Origin of the sequence: Novipirellula herctigrandis, assembly GCA_007859835.1 — a bacterium.
Lineage (GTDB): Bacteria > Planctomycetota > Planctomycetia > Pirellulales > Pirellulaceae > Novipirellula_A > Novipirellula_A herctigrandis.
Map to the genome: position 1 here is coordinate 6,723,101 of SJPJ01000001.1, position 24,924 is coordinate 6,748,024.

Consider the following 24,924-nt stretch of genomic DNA (forward strand, 5'->3'; position numbering starts at 1 on the left):
ATTCGCCTGCTCGTTGATGTAGATTAGTCTAACAAACGAGCGGCGACGACAACTGCTGCGGTTTCGATCCGATAAATTCGTTTACCGAGAGAAATTGGAGAAAAGCCGTTTGCAACCGCCAATTCCACTTCCTCATTCGTCCATCCGCCTTCGGGACCGATCGCTGCAAGAATCGGGTTGGCGGGTATTTGCGAATCTAAGGGCATTGCGTCGATTGGATGCGCGATCAGCCGCCGAGTGATAGCAGGGGCGGGGGTCCCAAAGTAGTCGCGTGATTCGGTTACTGGCTCAATCGACATTAGTTGATTGCGGCCACATTGTTTACAGGATTCAATCACGAAGCGATAGAGTTTTTCGATCAACGAAGCAGACGGTCCTCGTTGAGTCCGCGCCGCTACGATTGGTGTGATTGATTGAACCCCAATTTCCGTTAAACGCTCGATTAACTCTCGACAGCGGTCAGGTTTAGGCAATGCAATGGCCAAGTGCATCGAAACACTTGATTCACGTGAAATGGATTGAGTTTTTTCAGCCATGCAAAAACATGTGCGACGGTTAATGTCGACAATTTTTGCTTCGGATTCGTTTCCTTGTCCATCAAACAGCGTCACGCTATCACCGATTTGGACTCGCATTACCCGGATGGCATGTTGGGCTTCGGCGTCGGCAAGTGAGGTTTCACCGCCACTGGGTGGTAATCTAGGACAATAATACCGACGAGTCATTTGGATAAGATTGCTTTGGAGTGAATGAGGGCTTTGAGGGAGGCTGGCGGCTATAGCTTTCTACAAAACAATGCCGATGATACCCGCTGCGGGCTCCCCCATAAATGAAGGGCAGCCCAAGAAACGGGTTCAATGGGAACGATTTTTCTATTCACTTATTTGGGCGAACCACCTTGACCCAGTCAAATCGGTATTGGCGGCTCTCAGAGGACCCGTTTTCCAACCGCACGGCAACATGGTTTTTTGCAGGCACACCACAGAAAACGGCATTAGCAGAATTGTCCGCAGTTTTGCCAACCCAACCGCAGGGTGTGGCGATCACCGCTGCACGCTATGGTGGCATGACAACATTGCTCCGTCACCTATCGACTTACCATGGTATCGGAGACATGGCGACACAGTTCCTGTTCACCAAATCGCGTGGTCGGATTGATCCACAGCCAATTCAAAACCAACTGGCTAATGGTTTGCAGCTTCCTTGCAGCAACCATGCGACCTTTGAGCAGATTGAATCGGCGATGAATCAAATTCACGAAGCGGGGATTCATCCGGTTTGGTTGTCCGATGGATATAGCGCAGGCGTTACGCGTCTTTTGAAACGTCTGCGCCGAAATTGCAAATTCACCGCGGTGATTTCAACTATCGACCAATATGCCGAGCGTTCATGCGAGCTTCTCGGCCAGGCCACTTCGCTTTTGACATTGCAACGTTTTGCACTCGAGGACACGCGTCAATTTATTCAGCAATCGATGATGAGAGCCGGAGCCAAGGGCGAGTCATTTGATGAGTCAGCCTATGTTGCTATCCATGACGCAAGTTCTGGGCGAATTGGAACGATCGCCGAACTAGCGATGAATGCCTTGGTTGTTGGCTATAAACAGAAATTACGCCGAGTAACAGGAGCGACCATCGAGAGAATGTGTCGCAACGAGTCGTCCGAGAAGAAACCGGCGGAGTTCTATGATCGATCAGCGTGACCGAGTGAAGCAATGGTAGAAGCCTTGTTTTGCCGCGCGTGTTTGGGTGCGCGCACGAAAAAACCCGCTTCGGCTGGCGACAGTCCGAAGCGGGCTTTTCGTTGATGTATGGTGATGAACAACAGTCCGAAGACTGAAAATCTGTTGAGTGCTGTGCGAGAGTCGCTTCCACGGATCCGGTAAGTTTGTCACCAAACTATACCCTATTCTAAGAATCCTTAGAAAGGAGGTGATCCAGCCGCAGGTTCCCCTACGGCTACCTTGTTACGACTTAGTCCCAATTGTCGAGCTGACCTTAGACGCCTGCCTCTCTTGCGAGTTAGCTTAGCGGCTTCGGGCCCTCCCAACTTTCGTGGCTTGACGGGCGGTGTGTACAAGGCTCAGGAACACATTCACCGTAGTATGCTGACCTACGATTACTAGCGATTCCGGCTTCATGCAGGCGAGTTGCAGCCTGCAATCCGAACTAGGGCACGGTTTTTGGGATTTGCTCCACCTCGCGGTATTGCATCCATTTGTCCGTACCATTGTAGGACGTGTGCAGCCCTGGTCATAAAGGCCATGAGGACTTGACGTCATCCCCACCTTCCTCCGGTTTGACACCGGCAGTCTCTCTAGAGTCCCCGGCATTACCCGCTGGCAACTAGAGACAAGGGTTTCGCTCGTTAAGGGACTTAACCCGACATCTCACGACACGAGCTGACGACAGCCATGCAGCACCTGTGCAAGAGCTCCCCGAAGGGCACTCTCTACTTTCATAGGGATTCTCAAGCATGTCAAGACCAGGATAAGGTTCTTCGCGTAGCCTCGAATTAAGCCACATCCTCCACCGCTTGTGTGAGCCCCCGTCAATTCCTTTGAGTTTCAGCCTTGCGACCATACTCCCCAGGCGGAACACTTAACGCTTTCGCTACGGCCGAGAGAATGTGGAAGTTCCCTCAACCCAGTGTTCATCGTTTACGGCTAGGACTACCGGGGTATCTAATCCCGTTCGCTACCCTAGCTTTCGTTCCTCAGCGTCAGAAAAGACCCAGTGATGCGCCTTCGCCACCGGTGTTCCCTATGATATCAACGCATTTCACCGCTCCACCATAAGTTCCCATCACCCCTGTCTTCCTCGAGCCTAGTGGTTTGAAACGCAGTTCCACGGTTGGGCCGTGGGCTTTCACATCTCACCTTCTAGGCCGCCTACGAACGCTTTAAGCCCAGTGATACCGAATAACGTTTGGACGGTTCGTCTTACCGCGGCTGCTGGCACGAACTTAGCCCGTCCTTCCTCTTAAGATCGGTCAAATTAGAGAGAGTACCCTCTAACATTTCCTCCCTTATGACAGCGGTTTACAACCCGAGGGCCTTCATCCCGCACGCGGCGTCGCTTGGTCAGACTTTCGTCCATTGCCAAAGATTCTCGACTGCAGCCATCCGTAGATGTCTGGGCAGTGTCTCAGTCCCAGTGAGCCGGGCCATGCTCTCACACCCGGTAACCATCAATGCCTTGGTGGGCCATTACCCCGCCAACAAGCTAATAGTACGCGGTCCGATCCTCGAGCGGAATCACACCTTTGATCCAAAGATATTATTCGGTATTACTAACAGTTTCCCGTTACTATCCCGAACTCGAGGGCACGTAACCACGCGTTACTCTCCCTTTCGCCACTGTCCCCTCTCATAGCAAGCTAATTGAGGTTCTCGTGCGACTTGCATGCCTAATCCACGCCGCCAACGTTCATTCTGAGCCAGGATCAAACCCTTCAATTTTGTATTGATTCACCAGTTAGCAAGCTAACCGGGAGAAAGCAAATTTAAACCGAAAGTTGATACTAGCGGGGGTCCTCGGTAAAAGACCCCAGCGATTCGCCATTTAGTTTTGTGCTGCATGCGAAAGCTCGAAAGCTCTCAATCATACAGCCAAATAGCAACCTCGCACTGCTGAACTCAACAGAAGATTCATCACCAAATTGTCAAAGATCTATGTGCCTGACTTGCAGGCCTTGCGTCCCGGGAAGTTAACACAGTTGTGTCTCGTTCGCCAGGGGCAGTTTTGTTTTGTTTGAACAAAACTCTGAGAGAAAGCAACTCACTTGTATGCCTTCAACGTTTGAAGGCCGAAGCGTTTGTTGCTTTCGTTTGAGGCTCGTAATCTTAGAGTCTCGCGGCTGTCAGTCAACCGCTGTTGCGAAAAAAGTTTTTGAAAGCTTTGTTCGCGGTTCACTTAATTGAAGCTGTTGCTTAGTAAGCTAACAGGCTTCGCGACTCGCGTTGCTGCGTGTCACTCATCAAGTGAGGCGGAAAGATACGGGCGATTGCCGAGGTTGGCAATAGCCTTTTGGCGTTTTCTCAAAAATTCTTTTCAATGGCTCCATAAAACGGACATATGGTGACTTGGACACGGCCTTTTGTGGCTGGAAGCTCGCTAGGTTTTTGCCGTTCAAATCGAACTAAAGCATCATTCCTGCGATCGCTCCGGTCATACAGCATGCCAGCAGTCCGCCGAACATTGCTTTCAGACCCAATTTCGCCAGGTCGTCTTTACGACTTGGCTCTAGGCCACCAATGCCGCCAACTTGAATGCCGATTGCACCGAAGTTGGAAAAACCAGCCAATGCGTACGTCAAAATCGTCTTTGTCCGCTCACTGATTGGACACCCTGCTTCTCCGATCGGCATTTCACCCAGTTGAAGGTAAGCGATAAATTCGTTCGCGACCGTTTTGATACCAATAAACCGCCCCGCCGCGACGGACTCCTCTGCTGGGATTCCCATACACCACGCTAAGGGTGAAAAGGCGTAGCCAAGTACGGTTTCGAGCGAGATTCCGGTCAGCCCTATCAAAACGGCGTTGCAGAGCGCAATCAACGCTAAGAAGGCAATCAGCATGGCACCGACATTTAATGCCAATTTCAATCCATCCGAAGCTCCTTGCACCGCAGCCCCGATCACATTGACGCTTGCTTTATCGGTCGGTAGCCGCAATTCGTCTGCGGATTTTGGGCGTGCTGTTTCTGGAAGCATGACTTTGGCAATCAGTAACGCAGCCGGCGCACTGATGACGGATGCTGTGATCAAGTGGGTTGCATTGATGCCCATGTCAACGTAGGCCCCTAGCAGTCCCCCGGTCACCGTGGCAAAGCCGCCGGTCATCAGCGCGTTGAGTTCGCTGCGGGTCATCGTCGCCAAATACGGTTTGACCACTAATGGCGCTTCCGTATGACCAACAAAAACGTTTGCTGCGGCCGATAGCGTTTCGGGACCGCTGGTTCCAAGTGTTCGCTGCATTACCCACGCCATCGCGTAGACGACCCACTGCATCACGCCGATGTGATAGAGCACCGACATCAGCGATGAAAAAAAGATCACCGTCGGCAATACGCCAAATGCAAAGGTTCGCAGCAGTGTGTATTGGGCCGGAATGACGTCATCGGCTGGATCGGTTTGTCGTGGATGGACGTCGAATACGAACGACGAGCCTTCATCAACAAAGCTAAGCAAGGTGGTGACGCCGGCCCCGATTTGCTCAAAAAGTAGCTGTCCCCAAGGCGTTCGCAGTACCAGAAAACCGAGCGTGATCTGCAGAAACAGGCCGCCTAAGACAACGCGTACGGGAAACGCTTTGCGGTTGGAGCTGACTGCCCAGGCGATCCCCACGAAGACCGCAAGTCCGAAAACACAAGTGAGTCGAGCCTGCATGGCGAATTTGGCCTTTGTGGGACGAGAAAGAGAGAGTTATTCGTTCTGAGGAGTGTCGAAAATTCGGTCTCCGGCGTCACCCAGACCAGGGACGATAAATGCTTGCTCGTTCAATTCGGGGTCGACCACCGCTACATACAGTTTCACTTGCGGAAAATCCCGGAGCACTCGTTCGATGCCGGGCCGAGCTGCGATGATGCTGAGAATGCGGATCTCGTCGACGCCCCAGCTTAACAGCCTGCGAATGACCAGATCGACACTTCCGCCAGTCGCCAGCATTGGATCCAGCACCAAGGCGACATTCGGCGCACCCGAATGAGGCAATTTGTCGTAATAGCCGACGGGTTCGGCGGTTTCTTCGTTTCGATAGAGCCCCAAATGCCAAACTGCGGAGTCGGGCAAGAGTTGTTGCAACGGTTCGACCATCCCCAAGCCCGCACGCAGAATTGGCACTAGTCCAACGCGAACGGCTAGCGTTTCGCAGTCGGCGTCGGTGATTGGCGTTTGAATTTTGCAGGTTCGTGTTGCCAAGTCTTCGGTCGCATAGACGCCAACCAAAACCGACAGGCGGCCAATCGCAGCTCGAAACTCGCTCGGCCGAGTCGACTTGTCGCGAACCGTGCATAAATGATGCTCAATCAGTGGATGTTCAATCTCGTGAAGCTCGCTCATGTGCCATCCTCGCCAAGTCCTGCGGACTCGGTTTCTGAGTGAATCGGGTGTTGGAAGTGCTCGGCCCCAAAATGCGGAAAGGTGCGTGGAGCCGGGGATAGAGAAGGATCTACGGAATCGACGCCGGGAAGGTTTTCGCTATCGGGGAAGTTCACGTATTGGGCATACGTTCGCTTCCAGTCGTAGTGATCTGCCGTGGACATGGTCGACCTGCGAGCTGTTTGGGCAAAGTAGAAGAGGTCTTTTTCGCCGCTATGTTACCAGATCAAACGAGCTGTCTGGGCCCAAGCTTTACGAAAACGGGGCCCAAGCTCTACGAAAAAAGGCACCTGGAAAACCAAAGTGCCTTCGTGAGCGGATGGGGTGGGATTCGAACCCACGGTAGAGTCACCCCTACGCCAGTTTTCAAGACTGGTACCTTCGTCCACTCGGTCACCCATCCGGACGCATCAATGCAGAGATTGCAAAATCGAGCGTTGCAAAAATTTAGCAAAGCTTCTTGAAGGACGAAACCGAGCCAACGGGGTTCGGCCAGGGATTTTTTGTTTTCGGCTGATTTTTCCTTTCCACCGAGGTTTATGGACATTTGTGCAAGATCGAGTAGTGTATGCAATCCAAAATTATCCCCTCTCATTTCAATGTGTTGGACTCGCACCTCCATGGCTGACCGGATCCCCCTTTGCGAACCTTATTTATTCGGCAATGAGTTGGATTTGATCGGCGAGGTACTGCAATCAGGCTACTTGTGCGGTGATGGGCCGTTCACAAAAAAGTGCCATGAAATGATCAAGGATCGGCTCCAATGTGGTAAGGCGCTACTGACGACCTCTTGCACTCACGCCCTCGAAATGACGGCGATGCTGCTGGATTTGCAGCCAGGAGATGAAGTGATTTTGCCTTCCTTCACGTTTGTCTCGACCGCAAACGCTTATACGAATCTCGGAGCGAATCCGGTATTTGTCGACATTCGTCCCGATACGCTGAACATCGACGAATCGGCGATCGAGCAGGCGGTCACGTCGAAAACGCGGGCGATCGCCGTGGTCCACTACGCAGGGGTGGGTTGTGAGATGGATAAAATCATGGCAATTGGCAAGAAGCACAACTTGCCCGTCATCGAAGATACCGCTCATGCGATCTTCGGCAAATACAAAGGCAGACCGCTTGGAGCGATCAGTCAACTCGGAACTGCCAGCTTTCATCACACCAAAAATTTCACTAGTGGCGAAGGCGGCGCGCTACTGATCAACGATCCCGCTTACGAAGAGCGTGCCGAGATCATTCGCGAAAAAGGGACCAATCGGTCTCAATTCATTCGCGGCCAAGTCGATCGCTACACTTGGTGTGACAAAGGATCGAGCTACCTTCCTTCGGAAATTTTGGTGGCGAATTTGATCATCCAGCTCGAAAACTTTGAGTTCATCCAGAGCCGTCGACGTGAGTTGTACGATTTCTACGTTGCCGAATTGTCGCTCTGGGCCGAGCAGCACGACTTTCAAATGCCGGCGATCCCCGATGATTGTGAGTCGGCCTATCATTTGTTCTGGATGCTGGCTCCCACGGTTGATCTTCAACGCCGGATGCTCGCTTGGCTTCGTGGTCAACAAATCGAAGCGACATTCCATTATCAGCCACTTCATGATTCGACGATGGGGCACCGCTGGGGATACAAAAAGGGAGATTTGCCGGTGACCGAATCGGTCGCTTCGCGAATGGTTCGTTTGCCGTTCTACACGGGATTGTCGATGGAGCAAGCGTCACGGATCGTTGATGCCGTCAAAGCTTTTGACGATTGGGAATAGATATGGCATCCGAACAAGGCATGGAAGTGGATGCGGCCAATAAACCTCGCGTCGCGATCGTTGCCGACAATGCGTCGATGCGAATGAGTGGCGAGACGGCATTGCCGCTCTACTATATGCGATTCTTCATGAAGTGGGGTGTTGAAACGCGCATGGTCGTCCATAGTCGGTGCGAGCAAGAGCTACGAGAGACGCTATCCACCGAGGAACTAGCGACATTCACGTTTCTAAAAGACACGCGAATGATGAAACTCGTTCACGGTATCTTTCGCCTCACGCCCGATCGGATCCGAAGCCTGATTGGTGCCCAATTGATCCATTGGCTTACGGGACTACAAGCTCGCCGTGTGGTCAAGAAGATGGCCCAAAACAACTTGATCGACGTTACATTTGAGCCAACGCCGATTTCGCCCAAAGCGGTCAGTTGTCTTTATTCAACCGGCGTGCCAAACGTCGTCGGCCCGATGTGTGGCGGTTTGACGTTTCCGCTTGCGTTTCAGTTTATGGATTCGCGTTGGTCGAAGATCAGTGTGACCGTCGGACGTTTCTTCTCGCAGTGGGTGAACCGGTTTTTTCCAGGAAAATTGCAGGCCAAAGCGTTGATCGTGGGAAACGACCGAACTGCCGCAGCATTGCCAAAAGGAGTGAATGGCAAACGGTACACCGTCGTCGAAAGCGGTGTCGATCTAACGACGGTCCGTCCCGCTCCCTTTCCACGGCGTGATCCATCGGAGCCCGCACGCTTCGTTTACTTTGCTCGGTTTGTCGATTGGAAGGGCGTTAAGTTCCTGGTTGACGCCTTTCCAAAGGTCCTCGACCAGACCAACGCGGTGCTCGATTTGATTGGTGACGGCGACTTATTCGACGCGACCAAGGAACAAGTCAAAAGACTTGGCATCAGCGGCCACGTGAAGTTCTATGGGCGTTTGCCATTGGAAGAGGGAATCGACATCGTCAAAAAGTCCGATGCCTATATGGCGACGGGGCTACGCGAATGTGGTGGGTTGGCACTTTTGGAAGCGATGGGGACCGGGACGCCCGTGATCGCATGCAATTGGATGGCACCAGGAGAATACGTCGACGATACGTGTGGCATTCGCGTCGACGTTTCCTCCGAGCAAGCGTTTGTTGATGGGCTCTCGGAAGCAATGGTGCGGATTGCAAATGACGATGAGTTAAGGCACCGGCTCGGTGAAGGAGCTGCCCAGCGGGTGCAATCGAACTACTTCGGTTGGGAAGCCAAAGCTCGTCGAGTCTTGGGGATCCTCACCGAAGTGGTCGAAAAGTAGGCCGCAAGCGACCAGCGGAATGAGGGGGCTATTCCTTCTTAGCCAACTCGCTCTCGATCGCTTGGACCAATTCGTCATCGCCAGGAGCGGTGCTTGATCGGAAGCGGTTCACGAGTTGGCCTTCGCGGTCAATGAGGAACTTTTCAAAGTTCCATTTTACTTTTCCAGTGCCGGCTGGTTTGACGTCTTTCGAAGTTAGGTATTTATAGATGTCCGTCGCGCCGTCCCCGTTGACTTCCACTTTGCTAAGCATGGGGAAGGTGACGTTGAACTTGGTCGAACAGAATTGTTTGATATCCGCTTCGGTACCTGGTTCTTGTCCACCAAATTGGTTGCAGGGAAATCCAAGCACAACGAAGCCCTTGTCAGCGTACTTCTTGTATATCTCTTCAAGACCGGCGTACTGTTTGGTGTAGCCGCACTTGCTGGCCACATTGACAATCAGAACGACGTTCCCTTCGTGGTCTTCGAGGTCAACGGTTTCTCCGTCGATATTTTTGACTCTGTAGTCCAAGGCGCATTCATGGTCATGGTCATGACCTTCGTCAGCGGTGCTCATCGTGGTCAAGAATCCAAAAGCAAGAGTGAGGGAGAGTAGGTAACGCATCGCGAGTGATTGGCTCCGGGGGGTAAGGAAAGGTTGCACCATGCCGCCCGGTTAGGCAGCTTGCTGGATGGTCGTTGGACGCAAAGCCCAACTCGCGAAGATTATACCGAGCAAGGCAATGGCCGTTTGCCGACCGTAGCTAGGATTAGCGGGTTGTCGGCTGCTAGCCTTTATGGACTAGGTGGACTTTGCCGACCGAAAGAGGTGTTTCGGGCATGGAAAGTCGCCGTTGGGCTAGTTTACTGGCGTTTTGCAGCGGCTATACTTCGAGCTTGACATGCTAGCACTGTCGCATTTTGCGTTGCGAAATCGGATGCAAGAAGCATCGACGGGGCAAATGCACCAACATTCACCTACCTACCTCAGAGACCCCCATGGAAACCAACCTCCCTGATTATGTCGCGTCATCCAAACCGGTGCCCAAAGACGCCCGAATGCCTTGGTTTAAGAGTACGGCACAAACGTACGCAGGCATCATGTTGTGGTTTGTATTTTGGCAAGACATACCGTCGAGTGGTGCGTCGAGTGCAGCGGGTGTGTTGGCGAATGGTTTAGGTGTCGCCATCTTGGGCGTCATCATTGCTGCATTCATTTGCCACTTTGCCTGCTACTTGGCACCCGGTTTGATGGGAATGAAAACGGGGCGTTCTTTGGCAGTGGTCGGAACGAGCACCTACGGGGTAAAGGGTGGCTTTTTGATGCCTGGTTTCTTTATGGGGGTGTTGCAATTTGGTTGGTTGGCAGTCAACTCCTACTTCTCCGCTCTGCTGGTTGCTCAGTTCCTCGGTTCGGACCAAGGATCCACCATCCATATGGTGATTGCAATCATTTGGGCGATCTTAGCCGTCGTGGTCGGCTTGAAGGGGATCGCTTACGTCGCCAAGGTCGCGACCTATTTGCCTTTGATTCCACTAGTGATTTTGCTTGTTTTGATCGCTAAAACGATCGGTGGGGTTGGTAGTTTTGAACCAAGCCAAATGGGTGCAGTTCCGGAAGCACCTGCCTCGTCATTGAGTTTGATTTTGTTGATCATCGCCTACACGGTTGGCTTCTTTGCCACAGCCGGTGCGGCAGGTGTCGATATCGCATCGAGCAACGGAACTTGTAAAGACGTGCATATGGGCGGTTTGGTTGGCGTTGCTGGCGTGACCATTTTCACAGGCGCTCTTTCGCTATTGATCGTCGCAGGAACCTATGGATCAGGGCTTGTTGAAGGCGGCCAGTCGATCTTGAACCCAACACAATTGATGGAAACGATCATGGGCACAGGAACGGGCAAAGTCTTTATGCTCCTGCTCGCCGTCGCGGCGTTCCCACCCGCCTGCTTCAGTTCGTTTATTGCAGCGGAAAGCTTCAAAAACACTCTTCCAAAAGTCAATCCATTCGTCTCATGCGGCATTGGTGCGGTTTGTGCGATTGGCTTGGTTTTGTCTGGCAAAGCAGGCGACGCAGTCGGCGTGTTCGTGTTCATCGGTGCATCGTTTGGCCCGATTTGTGGTGCGATGACAGCGGATTACTTGCTCTCAGGTAAGCAATGGCCTGGACCACGATCGGGCTTTAACCCAGCGGGTTGGATTTCTTGGGCGGTTGGTTTCGTCGTCGGTGCTTGGGGTACCCTCGGGCCAATGTTGGGAGTCGATTTCACAATCCCTTGTCCGCCGGTTGCCGCGATCATCGTCGGCTTTGTGCTTTACATGATTTTGGCCAAGGCCGGTTTGACCAGCCGCGTCTTGTCGATGCCTGAAGCGGAGGCAGAAGCCGCTGCATAAAGGAGTGTCGTCCAACGGTCGCGGTGAAGTCGACTGTGTCATTCGATGAAAATTGATTAGCCGCCTCGCTATCGTGAGGCGGCTTTTTTTCAGTTTCCCACCCCTCTGAGCAACCGATCGATTTGTGGCTAGAATCTGAGTCAATTGCAGAAACTCTAGCCCTCCAACCCACGATCGAATTTTGTTACGCACCCATACCTGCGGCCAACTCCGTAAATCAGATGTCGGACATGAAGTGACCCTATGCGGATGGGTCGAAAGCAAACGGGACCATGGTGGAGCGGTCTTTATCGACCTTCGCGACCGTTACGGTTTGACGCAAGTCGTCGTCGGGCCCCCCGAAGCGGAAGCAAGCTTGATCGATGAAGCGGGGCGAATCCCGACCGAAAGCGTGATCCTGATCAAAGGCAAGGTCGCCGATCGGCTCGAAGGCAAAACGAACGATAAATTGGACACCGGCGATATCGAAGTGCGTACCGAGCACCTCGAAATTCTCAATACCTGTGCCACTCCGCCGTTCACGCCAAGCCAAAGTGACCTTCCCGGGGAAGATTTGCGGTTGAAGTATCGATTCTTGGACCTGCGCCGCAAAGAGATGCAGCAAGGTTTGATGATGCGTAGCAAGATTATCAAGACGATGCGAGATTTTTTCGCAGAGCACGATTTTATCGACGTGGAAACACCGATCCTCGGCCGCAGCACTCCCGAAGGAGCTCGCGACTACCTGGTTCCTAGCCGTGTGCATGCGGGCAAGTTCTATGCGTTGCCGCAATCGCCACAGCTTTACAAACAAATTTTGATGGTCGCCGGTTTTGACCGCTACGTTCAGCTCGCCAAGTGCTTCCGCGACGAAGATTTGCGAGCCGACCGCCAACCGGAGTTCACTCAATTGGACCTCGAAATGTCGTTTGTCGATGCCGACGACGTGATGGGTTTGATTGACGGGCTGGTCGCACGAACGGCAAAAGAAGTGCTCGGCAAAGAAGTCAAGACACCGTTGCCGCGAATGACGTACGACGAAGCGATGTGCCGCTATGGGCACGACGCCCCCGATTTGCGTTTTGATATGGAAATTGTCAATGTGACGTCGGTCGCCGCAAAGACCGAATTTCGTGTTTTCCGTGGGACAGCGGATGCAGGCAACTTTGTTCGTGGATTAAACGTGAAAGATGCCGCGACGAAATACTCGCGACGGCAAATCGACGACTTGACCAACTATGTCAAAGAATTCGGGGCGAAGGGGCTAGCGTGGTTCCGCGTCGAAGAGGATGGGACGCTTTGGAGTCCGATCAGCAAAAACCTTGATGAAGCTCACCTCGCCGAGATCAAGGAATTGATGAAGGGTGAACCAGGCGACTTGTTGATGTTCTTGGCCGATACCTGGGAAGTCACCTGCAAGGGACTCTACGCACTTCGCAAACGTCTCGGGGCCGAGCTTAAACTTTACAGCCCCGATCAACTCGATTGCAGTTGGATCACCGAATTCCCGATGTTCGAAAAAGACGAGGAAACCGGCAATTGGTCAGCAATGCACCATCCTTTTACCGCACCGCTGGCTCGTGATTTGAATAAGCTTGACGAGGACCCCGCAGCGTGTCGTGCTCAGGCGTATGACCTTGTCATCAACGGCAGCGAAGCGGGGGGCGGTACTATCCGAATTCACGATTCGACCACGCAATCGAAAGTGTTTGAGTTATTGGGGATCGACGAAGCGACCGCCGAAGACCGCTTTGGTTTCTTGCTCAACGCACTTCGCTACGGTGCGCCACCTCACGGCGGAATCGCGCTTGGCGTCGACCGCTGGGTCATGCTGTTGGCGGGATTGGATAACATTCGCGAAGTGATCGCGTTCCCCAAGACGCAAAAAGCAGCCGACCTGATGACCGAAGCCCCGGGCGATGTCGACACCGACCAACTTACGGAGTTGCACCTACGCACGGTCGGCATCAAGAAAGACTAGTGTAGCGGTAGAAAAGTCACTTCGCCTGTTTGGCTGCACTTTGGATTAGCGCCGTCTACAAGTAGTTCGGCGTTGGCGGGCGATAGTCGGTCAGGTCGATTGATTTGAACCAATCGATCGTGTGCTGGAGTCCTTCGTCCAATTTAACCTTCGGCTGCCAGCCAAGTTTTTCTTTGGCGAGCGTAATGTCGGGCCTGCGCCGTGTTGGGTCGTCCGATGGCAGAGGCCGAGTGACGAGTTTATTGTTTTTGCCACACAACTCGATCACCTTTTCGGCAAGTTGGCGGATGGTGAACTCATCGGGATTGCCAATGTTTACCGGTCCAATGAAGCCATCTTCGTTATTCATCATGGCGATGATCGCGTTGACTAAATCGTCGCGGTAGCAAAACGAACGGGTTTGCGAGCCGTCGCCGAAAATCGTGAGGTCCTCGCCCGCCAGCGTTTGGCGGATAAAGTTCGATACGACGCGGCCGTCGTACGGATGCATCCGAGGGCCGTACGTGTTGAAAATTCGCACAATCCGAATGTCGACTTTGTTCGCTCGGTGGTAATCCATAAAGATCGTTTCGGCGACGCGTTTGCCTTCGTCGTAGCATGCTCGAATGCCAATGGGATTCACGCTGCCGCGATAATCCTCGGTTTGAGGATGGACTTCGGGGTCGCCGTAAACTTCGCTTGTACTGGCCTGCAAGACCTTTGCGCCGCATCGCTTGGCCATGCCGAGCAGGTTAATTGATCCCATCACACTGGTTTTGATCGTCTTGATCGGGTTGTATTGGTAGTGGCCCGGAGCGGCGGGGCAAGCCAGGTTGTAGATCTGGTCCACCTCCAAATGGATCGGCAATGTGACATCGTGGCGAATCAATTCAAAATTGGGTTTCGAGAGCAGGTGGACGACATTCGATTTCTGGCTGGTGAAAAAGTTGTCGAGGCAAATTACATCGTGCCCTTGCTCGACTAGCCGTTCGCACAGATGCGACCCGAGAAAGCCCGCGCCGCCCGTGACAAGTATTCGTTGAATCATGTTTATCCTTAAAAGTTATGCTTCCGCTGCAAATTTTTTGAGTTTTCGGTCGAGAGTGCTGCGTTCAATCCCAAGAATGGACGCCGCTCGACTCTTGTTTCCGTTCGTATGTCGTAGGACACGTTCAATATGTTGTTGCTCTAATTCGGCGAGTGAAATTTCGACCGGAATGTCCTTGGTTCGCATGCGCGCCGCTTCGGCTGATTCGGCTGGTGAGAGTGCCAAGTCGTTTTCGTCGATGGTGTTTTTCTGGTTCAGTACTACCGCCCGCTCCACGACGTTTCTCAATTCACGTATGTTTCCTGGCCAATGGTATGCCAGCATCCGTTTTTGTGCCGCCGTCGTGAATCCCTCGATCCGCCGGCCCATTTCGAGGTTGAAACGCTTCAAAAAGAAATCGGCTAGTAGCAGACAATCTTGTTGGCGTTTTCGAAGCGGAGGGACGTGGATTTCGACCACATGCAATCGATAGTACAGATCTTGGCGGAATTTCCCTTCGCTGACCATTGCCTGCAAGTCACGGTTGGTAGCGGCAACCACTCGCACGTCGACACGAATCGGCTCATGCCCGCCGACTCGTTCAAACGGATGGCCTTCCAGGACACGAAGCAATTTCGCTTGAAGGTCGGCATCCATTTCGCCGATTTCGTCGAGCATCAATGTGCCGCCGTCCGCCATTTCGAATTTGCCGCGTTTCCGCTCCGTTGCACCGGTGAACGCTCCCTTTTCGTGACCGAACAGTTCACTTTCCAAAAGCGACGCACTCAGCGCAGCACAATTCAAACAAACCAAGGGGCCCTCTTTTCGACCACTGGTGTGATGGATCGCTGCGGCGACCAGTTCTTTTCCGACGCCTGATTCCCCGCGAACCAATACGGTCGCGTGGGTAGGGGCGGCCAAAGAAATTTTTTCGATCACGTCATGGATCGCTTCGCTTTTCCCAACGATGCGAACTTTGTCGCTGAGTTGTTGTTGGAGCACTTCGGCGCGGCGACGGATTTTGCTTAGCGAACGAGCGAGGCGGTCGTGGTCGGCCAATCGTGAGACGGATTCTGCTAAGATTTCGGCCACGGCAACAACGATTTGCAAATCATCCGCACAAAACGCAGGAATATCGCCAGCGGTGGTCAAATGGATTGTCCCAAGGATTCGATCGCGGTGATCGCGAATCGGCGCCAATATAATGCTCTCGACATCGATTTGGCCGCGGCTGTTCTCGGTTGCTAGTTGATTGTCCCCGAGGACGTTCCGTGCCAAAAGAGCGTTCCCACCGTCTTGGGCCAAATGTTCGAGTAGCGTTTCGGGGGGGCGACGGTAGCTTCGGTCGCCACTTTGCCGAGTCGCCACAAGCGGAATTTCAGTCATTGCGGTTTGGCGATCATGGTTGTCACCAACATAGATTCCCGCGGTATCGAAACTCACGTGTGAGACCAAGATGTCAAAAACGGCGGAAATGGCTGAGTCGAGGTCGTCGAGCCGGGCTAACGTGAAGGCGAGGTTTAAGAGGTCACCCTTAAGCAGATCCGCAGTGCGCAAATCACTCTGCCCCGTACCTCGATGGTTTATCTGCCTAGGTGGGCTACCCGTTCTTGGTGGGGGACCCGTTCTTGGTGGGGTACCCGTTGGCTGTTCAATGGGACGCCCTTTCCCGTCATCGCTGTGTAACAAGTCGCTGTGTAACAAGTCGCTGTGTAACAAGTCGCTGTGTCGGCGGCGATCGGTGATGGCGTCGGCGTCGAGTTCACCCGTTGCCTGCCCCGTGGTCAGGGGGTCGAGAGTGATTTGATCCTCAGTCGCCTGAGCAGCGTCGCGGCCAGCGGTCGCTGGGCTCGCCAGAGGCCGGCTTTGAATTTTATGGGTGAAATGGATCGCGAAGCCGGCGACTTCGATCTTGTCTCCATTGCCGAGCGAGCGGGGGTGTTTGATCGCCGAGCCGTTGACATAGGTGCCGTTTCGGCTGGCCAAATCTTCGATCATCCAACCTGACGGGGACCAATGAATTCGGGCGTGCTGGCGGCTGGCTTGGTCACTGCGGATGACGATTTGATTCGACGAGGCGCGGCCAATAAAGGCTTCCGAGGGGGGGGAAAGCCGAAAAACGTCGCTCCAACGACCCGCCGCCTGTAAGACGAGGTAGGCCCCGCCGCTGCCCAATTGCTCACCAGCCTCACTCACATCGCCGTCAATTTGGTTTGCTGCGGAATCGTGGTTAGCGGTAGGTTTTTGGGTATCCAACGGGTGAATAAGCCGAAAAGAAGGACCGGATGGGTTTGAAAGGGACAACTTTACCGCAGTTTTGGCCTAAGCACGACGATCCGGCAAGGCTTCTGTTGCGATAAGTTTTTTCCGTAGTTATTCTACTTACTGAGTGTATCGAAACACAAACGCGAAAACCTTCCCCCCTCTCGACCAATCCCACGATGGAATTGGCGAGTTACCTCGGAGATCCTCTTGATGGAATCGGGCAAACTTCACAACTCTCGGCCGCATACTCTTCGGTTCTTGACTTCACTGCTGGCAGTTGTCTGTGTGAGCACGTCTCTGCACGCGGGACTCAATAATAACGGAGGCCAAGCGGTCGGTGGCGTTTTGATCAACCCGGAAGGGGTCGTTCGCAATGCCACGATCGACGAGCAACGGGAACTCGCCAATGTAGCCCGAGCGGCTCACCAGGACCCGATCGGTGCTCTGACCGAAGCAACGGACATGCGAATGATCTCGTTGGTCGGTATTCAGAAAGCACTTCAAGAGTGCCACGATGCGGGAACTCCCATCCCGAGCGATTTGGTTTACATGGCTGGCATGACTCGCATTCAGTACGTCTTTGTCGATACCGATCGCAACGACATCATTTTGGCCGGACCTGCCGAACCGTGGGAAATGCAACAAGATGGCAGCGTCGTTGGTACCGTTAGCGGAAAATCGACGATGCGATTGGCCGACTTGATTGTCGCCCTGCGAACGGTTGAAGATGCTCGCCGAGAAGGGATCAGTTGCTCGATCGAGCCAACCGCCGAAGGTCGCCTGAATTTGCGACAAATGCTTCGCCGCGTCAAACTTCGTCCTGGCCAAAACCCTGCGATCTTTGAAGCTCAGCTCAAAGAAGCGTTTGGGCCGCAAATGATTTTGCTCAGTGGTGTGCCCAAGGATTGTCGCTACGCTCGTATCTTGGTCGCAGCCGACTATGACATGAAACGTGTTGCCTTGGCGTTGACCCCATCGAACGTCAGAGGACTGCCAAGCTACCTCGAAATGTCTCAAAACAGCCGTCATTCGGCGACCCAAAATCCACGCTGGTGGATGGCGTGCAATTACGAAGCCATGGTCAAAAGCGAAGACGCATTGGCTTGGAAACTGACCGGACAAGGCGTCAAAACGCTTACCGAGCAAGATGTCATCGCTGCGGACGGAACCGTTGAAGGCGCAGGACGTAGCGACAAGATCGCAACGAAATGGGCCGAAACGATGACCGATAAGTACACCGAATTGGCGAAGCAAATGCCCGTCTTCGGCGATCTGCAGAGCATCATGGACATGACCGTGGTCGCGACGTTGATCTCGCAAGAGCAACTTGATGTGAAGGCTGGGATCGACATGTCGACCCTGCAGCAACAAACCGATGTGGTCAATCTAACTAGCTACGCGGTTCCTCAATCGGTTGATCCTCAGTGCAGCTTCATTCGCGGTCGTAGCGGCTGGGTGGTTACTGCTTCGGGCGGCGTCGACGTGAATGCGTTTGATGTGGTCAGAAACCAGACGGTGGATGCCAAAGTTGCCGATACCCGGCAAACCGCCCTCGCATCCGCAGGCGAACGTTGGTGGTGGAATAAGTAGGCAATCGTCCCATTTCGTCTACCGCGAATGTCGTACGCGGCGGAAGCGGCTGGTATGGACGTTGCCAAAGTTGTTAGCCAAGAATTTTCACCTGCCTGCACCGATTCGGTGCAGACTGCTGCCTTTGGTGTGAAAGTTCTGCTACGCATAAAAAGCTCTGAAATCTCAGGGCAAATGCTCTTCTTAACAAAAAAGTTTTGTCAGGGACCCTTGACTTTTATTGGGGATTAAACAAATGTTTTAAACAGCTGTTTGGTTCTTGTCTCTTCTCGTCAAAGGTCACTTTTGGTTGCTTCAGATTTGCCAACTTCGGCAACTGCTAAAGACATGGACGCGCGAACACGCTTGCTGAACGCAGCGGGGCCCATTTTCGCGCTCCATGGGTTCACTCGGGCGACAGTTCGTGAGATATGCGCGGCGGCCGACGTCAATATTGCCTCGGTGGGATATTACTTTGGGGACAAGCTGGGGCTCTATCGCGGTGTGATTGCCCAAATCCGCATGGAGCGTGAGGCAGCGTTTCCTGTTCCCGAGCAAGTCGAATCGGATCCTCGGCGTGAATTGTACAGGCTCGTTCGCACGCTATTGTCTCGCATGCTTTCTTCGGACGTTAAAACTGGAAACGATAGATGGGAAATGGATCTTCTGTTGCGGGAGATGCAAAGCCCAACGCCCGTTTTGGCGGAATTGGTTCGTGATTACTTCGAACCAATGCTCGATCGTTTGAAGTCCGTGATCGGCGCTTTATTGGACCAGGATGCGTCAACGATCGAGGTCGAACAATTGGCCCTCAGCACCGTCGGTCAATGTTTGTACTACCGTGTTAGCGGCAGTGTCCTTGGCATTCTGATCCCGGCGCAGCGACGTCAGGAGCACTACGATATTGAGTCGCTCAGCCAACATGTGACAGCCGTGATGTTGGCGACAACCGATCAAACGGGGCTTCGCAAATATAAATCAGAATTGGTCGATATGAATTTGACTGTTCTCGGTTCAAACGCCAAACCGTCAATCAACGAAAACTGAAAATAGATTTCTATATGGATACAGACAAAATGACTCCAGTGGTCTCGGAGCTTCCCGTGGAACCTTCGGTTAAGGCAGAGCCGCATGAGGCTCGTCACGAGAACCAGCCTGCACATGGTCATAAGCATGGTCGTAAGCATGCGCATGGTTCGGAGGCTAAGTCACAGTGGTTATTGTTCAATATCTTGATTCCGCTTGGGATTGTCGCTGGTGCGATAGCGATCGTTATTGTGCTCGGTTCGGTCGAGCCAGCCCAGCGACCGCCCGAAGACGCGACCTTGGCGGGCCGCATGCGGGCGCTGATGCCCGTTCGAGTGGAGCGAGTTCGTTCGCTTTCGGAGTTTGAGCAAAAGCTGCAATTGAGAGTTGATGGCACGGTGGTCCCGTTTCGCGAAGTGAGAGTTGCGACGGAAGTTGCAGGCCGGATTGTGTTCAAATCCGACAACTGCGAAGCAGGTGCTATTGTCAATAAAGGCGAGCTTCTGATGAAGATTGACCCGACCGATTACGAGTTGGAGGCCCAGCGATTGACGCGTCTGCAAGAACAAGAATACGAGGCGCTTGGCGAAGTGGACCAGGAAATGGTCAACACAAAACGATTGATAGAGGTAGTCAAACAAGACGAGGTGTTGCAGGAACGCGAAGTGGAACGGTTGCGAACGATGCCCAGTGGGTATGCCAGCGAAGGAGAAATTGACAAAGCAAAGCGGGCCTTGTTGCAGGCGACTCAGTCGAGAGTGACGAGCGAAAACCAACTCGATTTGCTTCGCAAACGAAGAAGTCGATTGGAAGCTTCCGAGCGACTCGCTCAAGCCCAGCTTGAACTTGCAAAACAGAATTTGAAGCGGACCGAGATCGTTTCACCTATCGACGGGGTGATTGTGAGCGAAGATGCCGAACTGAACTCCTTCGTCGCCCGCGGCAATCCAATCGTGACGATTGAAGATACGACCAAGGTTGAAGTTGCCACCAGTTTGCGGATGGATCAACTCTATTGGATTTTGGACCAGAAAGATCGCTCGAAGTCCGGATTGTCAAATTCGGGGGAACGGCGCGGCTACGATTTGCCAGAGACGCCTGCAATTGTCGAGTTTCAGATTTCAGGCCGTGGCGAGACCGCATACCAGTGGGACGCTCGCTTAATGAGTTATGACGGCATCGGTGTGGATGCGAACACGCGAACGGTGCCTGTGCGAATCGTCGTCGACAATCCTCAACAGTTCCACCAAATCGCCGCTTCTAAGAGTAACGACAAGCGAGTGTTCAAAGCCGATCCGACAGGACCAACGACTTTGGTTCGTGGGATGTTCGTGACCGTGAAATTGCTAATTGAGCCGCAAACTCCGTTGGTGGTGATTCCCGCTGAGGGATTGAAGCCGGGAAATCGTGCCTGGCAATTCATTCCCGATCCGTCGGTGCTAGATGTCGGCAAAGCGGAAGATGCCCAGCAGTCCCAGGCGGACGAAACGAATATCGATCTTGACATTCCCCCTGTCAAAGAACCTGTCAAAGAACCCGTTGAAGCTTCCGACACCGAGACTTTTGACCCAAGCCAATGGGAAGCAGGTCGCGTGGTGAATCGTACTTCTATTTTTCCGGTTGATTCATTATCGATTGATGGAATTGATGGATTAGAAGAGACGGCACCAGAGGAGGAGGCGGTGGTTTTTGGTAAACGAAAATGGTGGGTTTGTGAGGTGCAGGATCAATCAATGGTGGGCGGTGCTTTCGTGGTGGTTTCGCCCGTCGGAAGTGTCGATAGCGACTTGATTCCGGCACGGATCCAACGGCCCGAGCTCGCGGAATCACAATCGCAGACCAACGGCGTAGCGACAGGCAACATTTTGGCCAAGGAGTCGGCACAATGAAGCGATTGATTGCTTGGGCGATTACCAACTCGCCTGGAATGAATGTGCTGATGTTGGCCCTGATGTTGGTCGGCGGGATGTCGCTATGGAATATGCGCCGCGAGGTGTTTCCTCAATTTGAACTTGAAATTGTGATGGTTAGCGTCCCCTATCCGGGCGCGACACCTCAAGATACCGAGGAGGCGATTTGTCAAAAGATTGAAGAAGGGATTCGTTCGATTGACGGGATCAAGAAAGTGACCTCGATCGCCCAAGAAGGTGCTGGATATGTTTTGGCGGAACTTCGCAGCGACGTCAAAGATGTGCAAAAGGTGATGGCCGAGATCGACCGCGAAGTCGACCGTATTCCAAGCTTTCCCGCGTTGGCGGAAGACCCGCAAGTACAGCAGATCACGTTCCGCGAAGCGGCCATTCGCATTGGTATCGTTGGGCCGAATGATCATTCCCGCGAAGGCGAGCTTCGTCTTCGCGAAGTCGCCGAAGAAGTTCGCGACGACGTGCTGCAAATTCCTGCGGTTTCATCGGCCTCGATGATGGGGACACGCGACTACCAAATCGACGTCGAAATTCCCGAAACGACGCTTCGTAGCTATGGATTGTCTCTCCAGCGGGTCGCTGGCATCCTGCGTGCACAAAACGTTGAATTGCCCGGCGGACAACTCAAATCCGAAGGGCAAGAAGTTTTGCTTCGCGCGAAGAACAAAGGACGCATTGGCGAAGAAATTGCTCGGTTACCGCTGGTAACTCAGCCCAATGGGGTCGTCCTAACGGTTTCGGATTTGGGAGAAGTTCGAGACGAATTTGCTGACGTCACGGCGGTTGGTGAAATCAACGGTCAACCGGCGATGGTGGTGAATGTGGAACGAACGAAGACCGAAGATTTGCTGGCGTTGGTCGATGCGGTTCGAAAGTACGTCGCTCAAAAAGAATTGCCCGATGGATATCGGTTTGAACTTTGGGGTGACACCAGTACCGATGTGCGTGACCGGATGGCATTGTTGATGCGAAACGGTGCCCAAGGTTTGGCGTTGGTTTTTTTGGTGTTGGCGTTGTTCCTTGAAACCCGTTTGGCGTTTTGGGTGGCGATGGGCATTCCGATTTCAATCTTGGGTGCCGGAGCGATGTTGGCTTGGGGCGATCAGACGCTCAATATGCTTAGCCTTTTTTCGTTTCTGATCGCGTTGGGTATCGTCGTGGATGATGCGATTGTGATCGGGGAAAACATTTATTCGCACCAACAAATGGGAAAGCCGATGTTACAGGCGGCGATTGATGGTGCTACCGAAGTGCTGCCGAGTGTGACGGCATCGATTACGACAACCGTGATCGCCTTTGCTCCGATGTTTTTTGTTTCTGGGGTGATGGGGAAATTCATGGCAGTGATCCCGTTCGCGGTGATCGCGATGTTGTGCATTTCATTGTGGGAGGGATGTTTCGTGTTGCCTTGTCACTTGGCTCATCACCATCAAGGGTTCTTCCGCCTCTTGTCGATTATCACTTATCCGATTCGCCCACTTGGGATTTTACTCGAATGGCTCAGCGGCCACGCTTGTCGAGGCATGGATTGGGTTTGCCAAAATCTTTACTTGCCGACATTGAAGTTCGGGTTGCGGCATCCTCCCTTTATGCTTGCCATCGCGTCGGGATTGTTCTTGGTTACGATCGGGATGATTCGCGGTGGGGTTGTAACGAGCGTCTTGTTTCCAAAATCGGATAACAATTATCTGCATGCCTCGATCACGTTCCCGGACGGAACGCCGGCGTCGGAAACCGACTATGCCACTCGGATCATGGAAAAAGCGATCCGGCGCGTCAGTCAACAGGTCGAAGCGGAAACGAGTGAAGTCTACGCCGGAACCGCTGCCGAAGGGAAAGGCCCCGTCCGTTTGACGTATCGCGAACTTGGCAAAATCACCAACACCGACAGCCCGATGGGTGGAAGTCGTGGTGGCGGTAGCAACGTGGGACAAATCTTTGTCGAGTTGTTTGATACCGAAATTCGCGATATTCATAGCGACCGGTTGTTGGCGATGTGGCGAAAGGAAGCCGGCGAATTTGCGGGTGTTGAAAATGTTACTTATGGCACTGTTGGAGTTGGCCCGGGCGGCAAGCCGATCGAGTTCAAGCTGTTAGCTCCGAGCGATGACGTGGATCAATTGTTGGCGGCAACCGAATCGGTCAAAGATCGGCTGGGCAAGTTCAAAGGAGTTTTTGACATCGCGGACGACAATACTCCCGGAAAATGGGAATTCCAATTTCGCGTCAAAGACCGTGCCTTGGCCACCGGCGTGACGCCGACCGATTTGGGCGAAACGGTCCGAAACGCCTACTTCGGTGCCGAAGTAATGCGATTGCAGCGAGGCCGGCATGAAGTGAAGCTGATGGTTCGGCATCCCGAAGAAGAGCGAAACAGCTTAGTGAATTTTCGCGAAATACGCGTGCGGACCAATGACGGTAACGAGCGGCCGATCACGGAGTTAGCGGATGTGAATTTGAAAAGAGGCTTTTCTGAAATCAATCGAGTCGATCAGATGCGGTCCATCACCATTTCGGCCGACTTGGATGAGACAACGGCAAACGCTGAATCGATTATCGGCAAATTGCAGAGCGAGTTCATTCCGAAGCTGCAAGAAGAGTTTCCTGCGATCGCGATTCGATTCGAAGGACAACGTGAACAGAGCAACGAATCGGTCGGCAGTTTAAAAGTCGGCTTCGGCATCGCGTTGATCTGTATGTTCGTTCTGCTGGTGCTCCAATTCCGCAGTTACGCACAGCCGATCCTGATCATGTTGGTCATCCCGTTCGGGATGGTCGGAGCGGTTTGGGGACACGCAGTACTCGGATTGCCGCTGACTCTATTCAGCATGTTTGGATTAGTCGCCTTGGCTGGAGTCGTTGTGAACGATTCGATCGTATTGATCGACTTTATTAATGTTCGTGTTCGCGATGGACTCAACCCACGGCACGCGCTCATCGATGCGGGCGAGCGTCGTTTTCGGCCGATCATGTTGACTAGTATGACGACGATCGCAGGGCTTTTGCCGCTGCTGACGGAGAAATCGTTTCAAGCTCAATTGCTGATACCAATGGCTGCTAGCTTGGCGTTCGGGTTGATGCTTTCGACGCTTTTGGTGCTCGTTCTGGTCCCGGTATTCTACATGATTTACACTCGGATCCTCGAACTGTTCGGGCATTCGCTTGTCGAGGATTAACTCGTCTAAGTGGGTAGGGGCGGTTTCTGCTGGCCAAATCCGCTAAACGCAAAAGACGACTCGCGATAGGCGGCCGATATTCAATACCGCGATATCGACGAATCGATTTGTAGGCTCCACTGGTCAATGCCGCCATCCATGTTTTGGACTCTTTTGAATCCGCTAGCTTGCAGTGCATGCGTCACTTGCAAACTGCGTCCGCCATGGTGGCAATGGACAACGATCAATCGATCTTGGTGTGGATCGAGTTCGGCGGCACGCCCAGCCAATTCGCTCATCGGCAATAGCATGCTGCCCACGATTTTTGCAATTGCGAACTCACTCGGTTCGCGAACGTCAAGTAACAAGAAGTCTTCGCCCCGTTTGAGCATCTCATTGACAGAGTGAACATCGATTTGAATAGGTAAATCGTTAGTGTTTGGCATGGGGGGCAAAATGAAAATTTGAAAAGGTGTTGTGAATTTGTCTGG

The 24,924-nt window shown here is 53.0% G+C and carries 17 protein-coding genes, 1 tRNA gene and 1 rRNA gene; 9 read left to right on the forward strand and 10 right to left on the reverse strand.

Annotated elements, in window-relative coordinates; translation table 11 throughout:
* Positions 1-23 precede the first annotated feature (23 nt).
* Positions 24-725, reverse strand: coding sequence for an RsmE family RNA methyltransferase (locus CA13_RS24685; protein WP_146401232.1), 702 nt, complete (start codon positions 723-725; stop codon positions 24-26).
* A 173-nt stretch (positions 726-898) separates the two neighbouring features.
* Here CA13_RS24685 and CA13_RS24690 point away from each other — a divergent pair, with 173 nt between their 5' ends.
* Positions 899-1,702 carry a hypothetical protein gene (locus tag CA13_RS24690; protein ID WP_146401234.1) on the forward strand — a complete coding sequence of 268 codons (804 nt, stop codon included), beginning with the start codon at positions 899-901 and terminating at the stop codon, positions 1,700-1,702.
* A gap of 222 nt (positions 1,703-1,924) precedes the next feature.
* On the opposite strand, the gene CA13_RS24695 is transcribed toward CA13_RS24690, so the two are convergent.
* The 5 genes from CA13_RS24695 to CA13_RS24715 all read right to left on the reverse strand — a co-directional run bounded on the left by CA13_RS24695 (position 1,925) and on the right by CA13_RS24715 (position 6,502).
* A 16S ribosomal RNA gene (locus CA13_RS24695) occupies positions 1,925-3,460 on the reverse strand.
* Positions 3,461-4,140: 680 nt separating this feature from the next.
* Complete coding sequence (locus CA13_RS24700; protein WP_146401235.1) at positions 4,141-5,388, reverse strand: NupC/NupG family nucleoside CNT transporter; 1,248 nt, start codon at positions 5,386-5,388, stop codon at positions 4,141-4,143.
* 36 nt (positions 5,389-5,424) lie between these two features.
* Complete coding sequence (gene upp, locus CA13_RS24705; protein ID WP_146401237.1) at positions 5,425-6,060, reverse strand: uracil phosphoribosyltransferase; 636 nt, start codon at positions 6,058-6,060, stop codon at positions 5,425-5,427.
* Positions 6,057-6,263, reverse strand: a complete 207-nt coding sequence (locus CA13_RS24710; RefSeq protein WP_146401239.1) for a hypothetical protein — start codon at positions 6,261-6,263, stop codon at positions 6,057-6,059. Before CA13_RS24710 ends, upp begins: the two co-directional genes overlap by 4 nt.
* Positions 6,264-6,415: 152 nt before the next feature.
* Positions 6,416-6,502 (reverse strand) — tRNA-Ser (locus CA13_RS24715).
* Between the two features lie 217 nt (positions 6,503-6,719).
* Between CA13_RS24715 and rffA the strand changes: the two genes are divergently transcribed.
* Together rffA and CA13_RS24725 are read left to right on the forward strand one after the other, a co-directional pair.
* Positions 6,720-7,862, forward strand: coding sequence for a dTDP-4-amino-4,6-dideoxygalactose transaminase (gene rffA, locus CA13_RS24720; protein WP_146401241.1), 1,143 nt, complete (start codon positions 6,720-6,722; stop codon positions 7,860-7,862).
* 2 nt (positions 7,863-7,864) lie between these two features.
* Entirely contained in the window at positions 7,865-9,151 is a 1,287-nt protein-coding gene (locus tag CA13_RS24725) for a glycosyltransferase family 4 protein (protein ID WP_146401242.1), read from the forward strand.
* 28 nt (positions 9,152-9,179) lie between these two features.
* Here the strand turns inward: CA13_RS24725 and CA13_RS24730 are convergent, their stop codons facing one another.
* Positions 9,180-9,710, reverse strand: coding sequence for a glutathione peroxidase (locus CA13_RS24730; RefSeq protein WP_419194771.1), 531 nt, complete (start codon positions 9,708-9,710; stop codon positions 9,180-9,182).
* Positions 9,711-10,132: 422 nt separating this feature from the next.
* On the opposite strand from CA13_RS24730, the gene CA13_RS24735 reads away from it, so the two are divergent.
* Both CA13_RS24735 and aspS read left to right on the forward strand, forming a co-directional pair.
* Positions 10,133-11,527: an SLC5/6 family protein gene (locus CA13_RS24735; protein ID WP_146401246.1), complete on the forward strand. Its 1,395-nt coding sequence runs from the start codon at positions 10,133-10,135 to the stop codon at positions 11,525-11,527.
* Positions 11,528-11,708: 181 nt separating this feature from the next.
* Entirely contained in the window at positions 11,709-13,487 is a 1,779-nt protein-coding gene (gene aspS / locus CA13_RS24740; RefSeq protein ID WP_146401249.1) for an aspartate--tRNA ligase, read from the forward strand.
* A gap of 55 nt (positions 13,488-13,542) precedes the next feature.
* Here aspS and CA13_RS24745 read toward each other — a convergent pair whose 3' ends face one another.
* On the reverse strand, positions 13,543-14,514 hold the full coding sequence (locus tag CA13_RS24745; RefSeq protein ID WP_146401251.1) for a UDP-glucuronic acid decarboxylase family protein: 972 nt from the start codon (positions 14,512-14,514) through the stop codon (positions 13,543-13,545).
* A 15-nt stretch (positions 14,515-14,529) separates the two neighbouring features.
* Positions 14,530-16,749 (reverse strand): sigma 54-interacting transcriptional regulator, encoded by a 2,220-nt coding sequence (locus CA13_RS24750; RefSeq protein ID WP_419194772.1) that lies wholly within the window; start codon positions 16,747-16,749, stop codon positions 14,530-14,532.
* Between the two features lie 219 nt (positions 16,750-16,968).
* On the opposite strand from CA13_RS24750, the gene CA13_RS24755 reads away from it, so the two are divergent.
* From CA13_RS24755 to CA13_RS24770, 4 genes are all read left to right on the forward strand, one after another.
* Positions 16,969-18,348 carry a DUF1598 domain-containing protein gene (locus CA13_RS24755; protein ID WP_146401253.1) on the forward strand — a complete coding sequence of 460 codons (1,380 nt, stop codon included), beginning with the start codon at positions 16,969-16,971 and terminating at the stop codon, positions 18,346-18,348.
* Positions 18,349-18,675: 327 nt separating this feature from the next.
* Positions 18,676-19,374, forward strand: a complete 699-nt coding sequence (locus tag CA13_RS24760; RefSeq protein ID WP_146401255.1) for a CerR family C-terminal domain-containing protein — start codon at positions 18,676-18,678, stop codon at positions 19,372-19,374.
* Positions 19,375-19,388: 14 nt separating this feature from the next.
* Complete coding sequence (locus tag CA13_RS24765; RefSeq protein WP_146401257.1) at positions 19,389-21,242, forward strand: efflux RND transporter periplasmic adaptor subunit; 1,854 nt, start codon at positions 19,389-19,391, stop codon at positions 21,240-21,242.
* On the forward strand, positions 21,239-24,454 hold the full coding sequence (locus CA13_RS24770) for an efflux RND transporter permease subunit (RefSeq protein ID WP_146401259.1): 3,216 nt from the start codon (positions 21,239-21,241) through the stop codon (positions 24,452-24,454). The genes CA13_RS24765 and CA13_RS24770 overlap by 4 nt, the downstream gene beginning before the upstream one ends.
* A gap of 80 nt (positions 24,455-24,534) precedes the next feature.
* Here CA13_RS24770 and CA13_RS24775 read toward each other — a convergent pair whose 3' ends face one another.
* Positions 24,535-24,879: a rhodanese-like domain-containing protein gene (locus CA13_RS24775; RefSeq protein ID WP_146401261.1), complete on the reverse strand. Its 345-nt coding sequence runs from the start codon at positions 24,877-24,879 to the stop codon at positions 24,535-24,537.
* Positions 24,880-24,924: the final 45 nt, after the last annotated feature.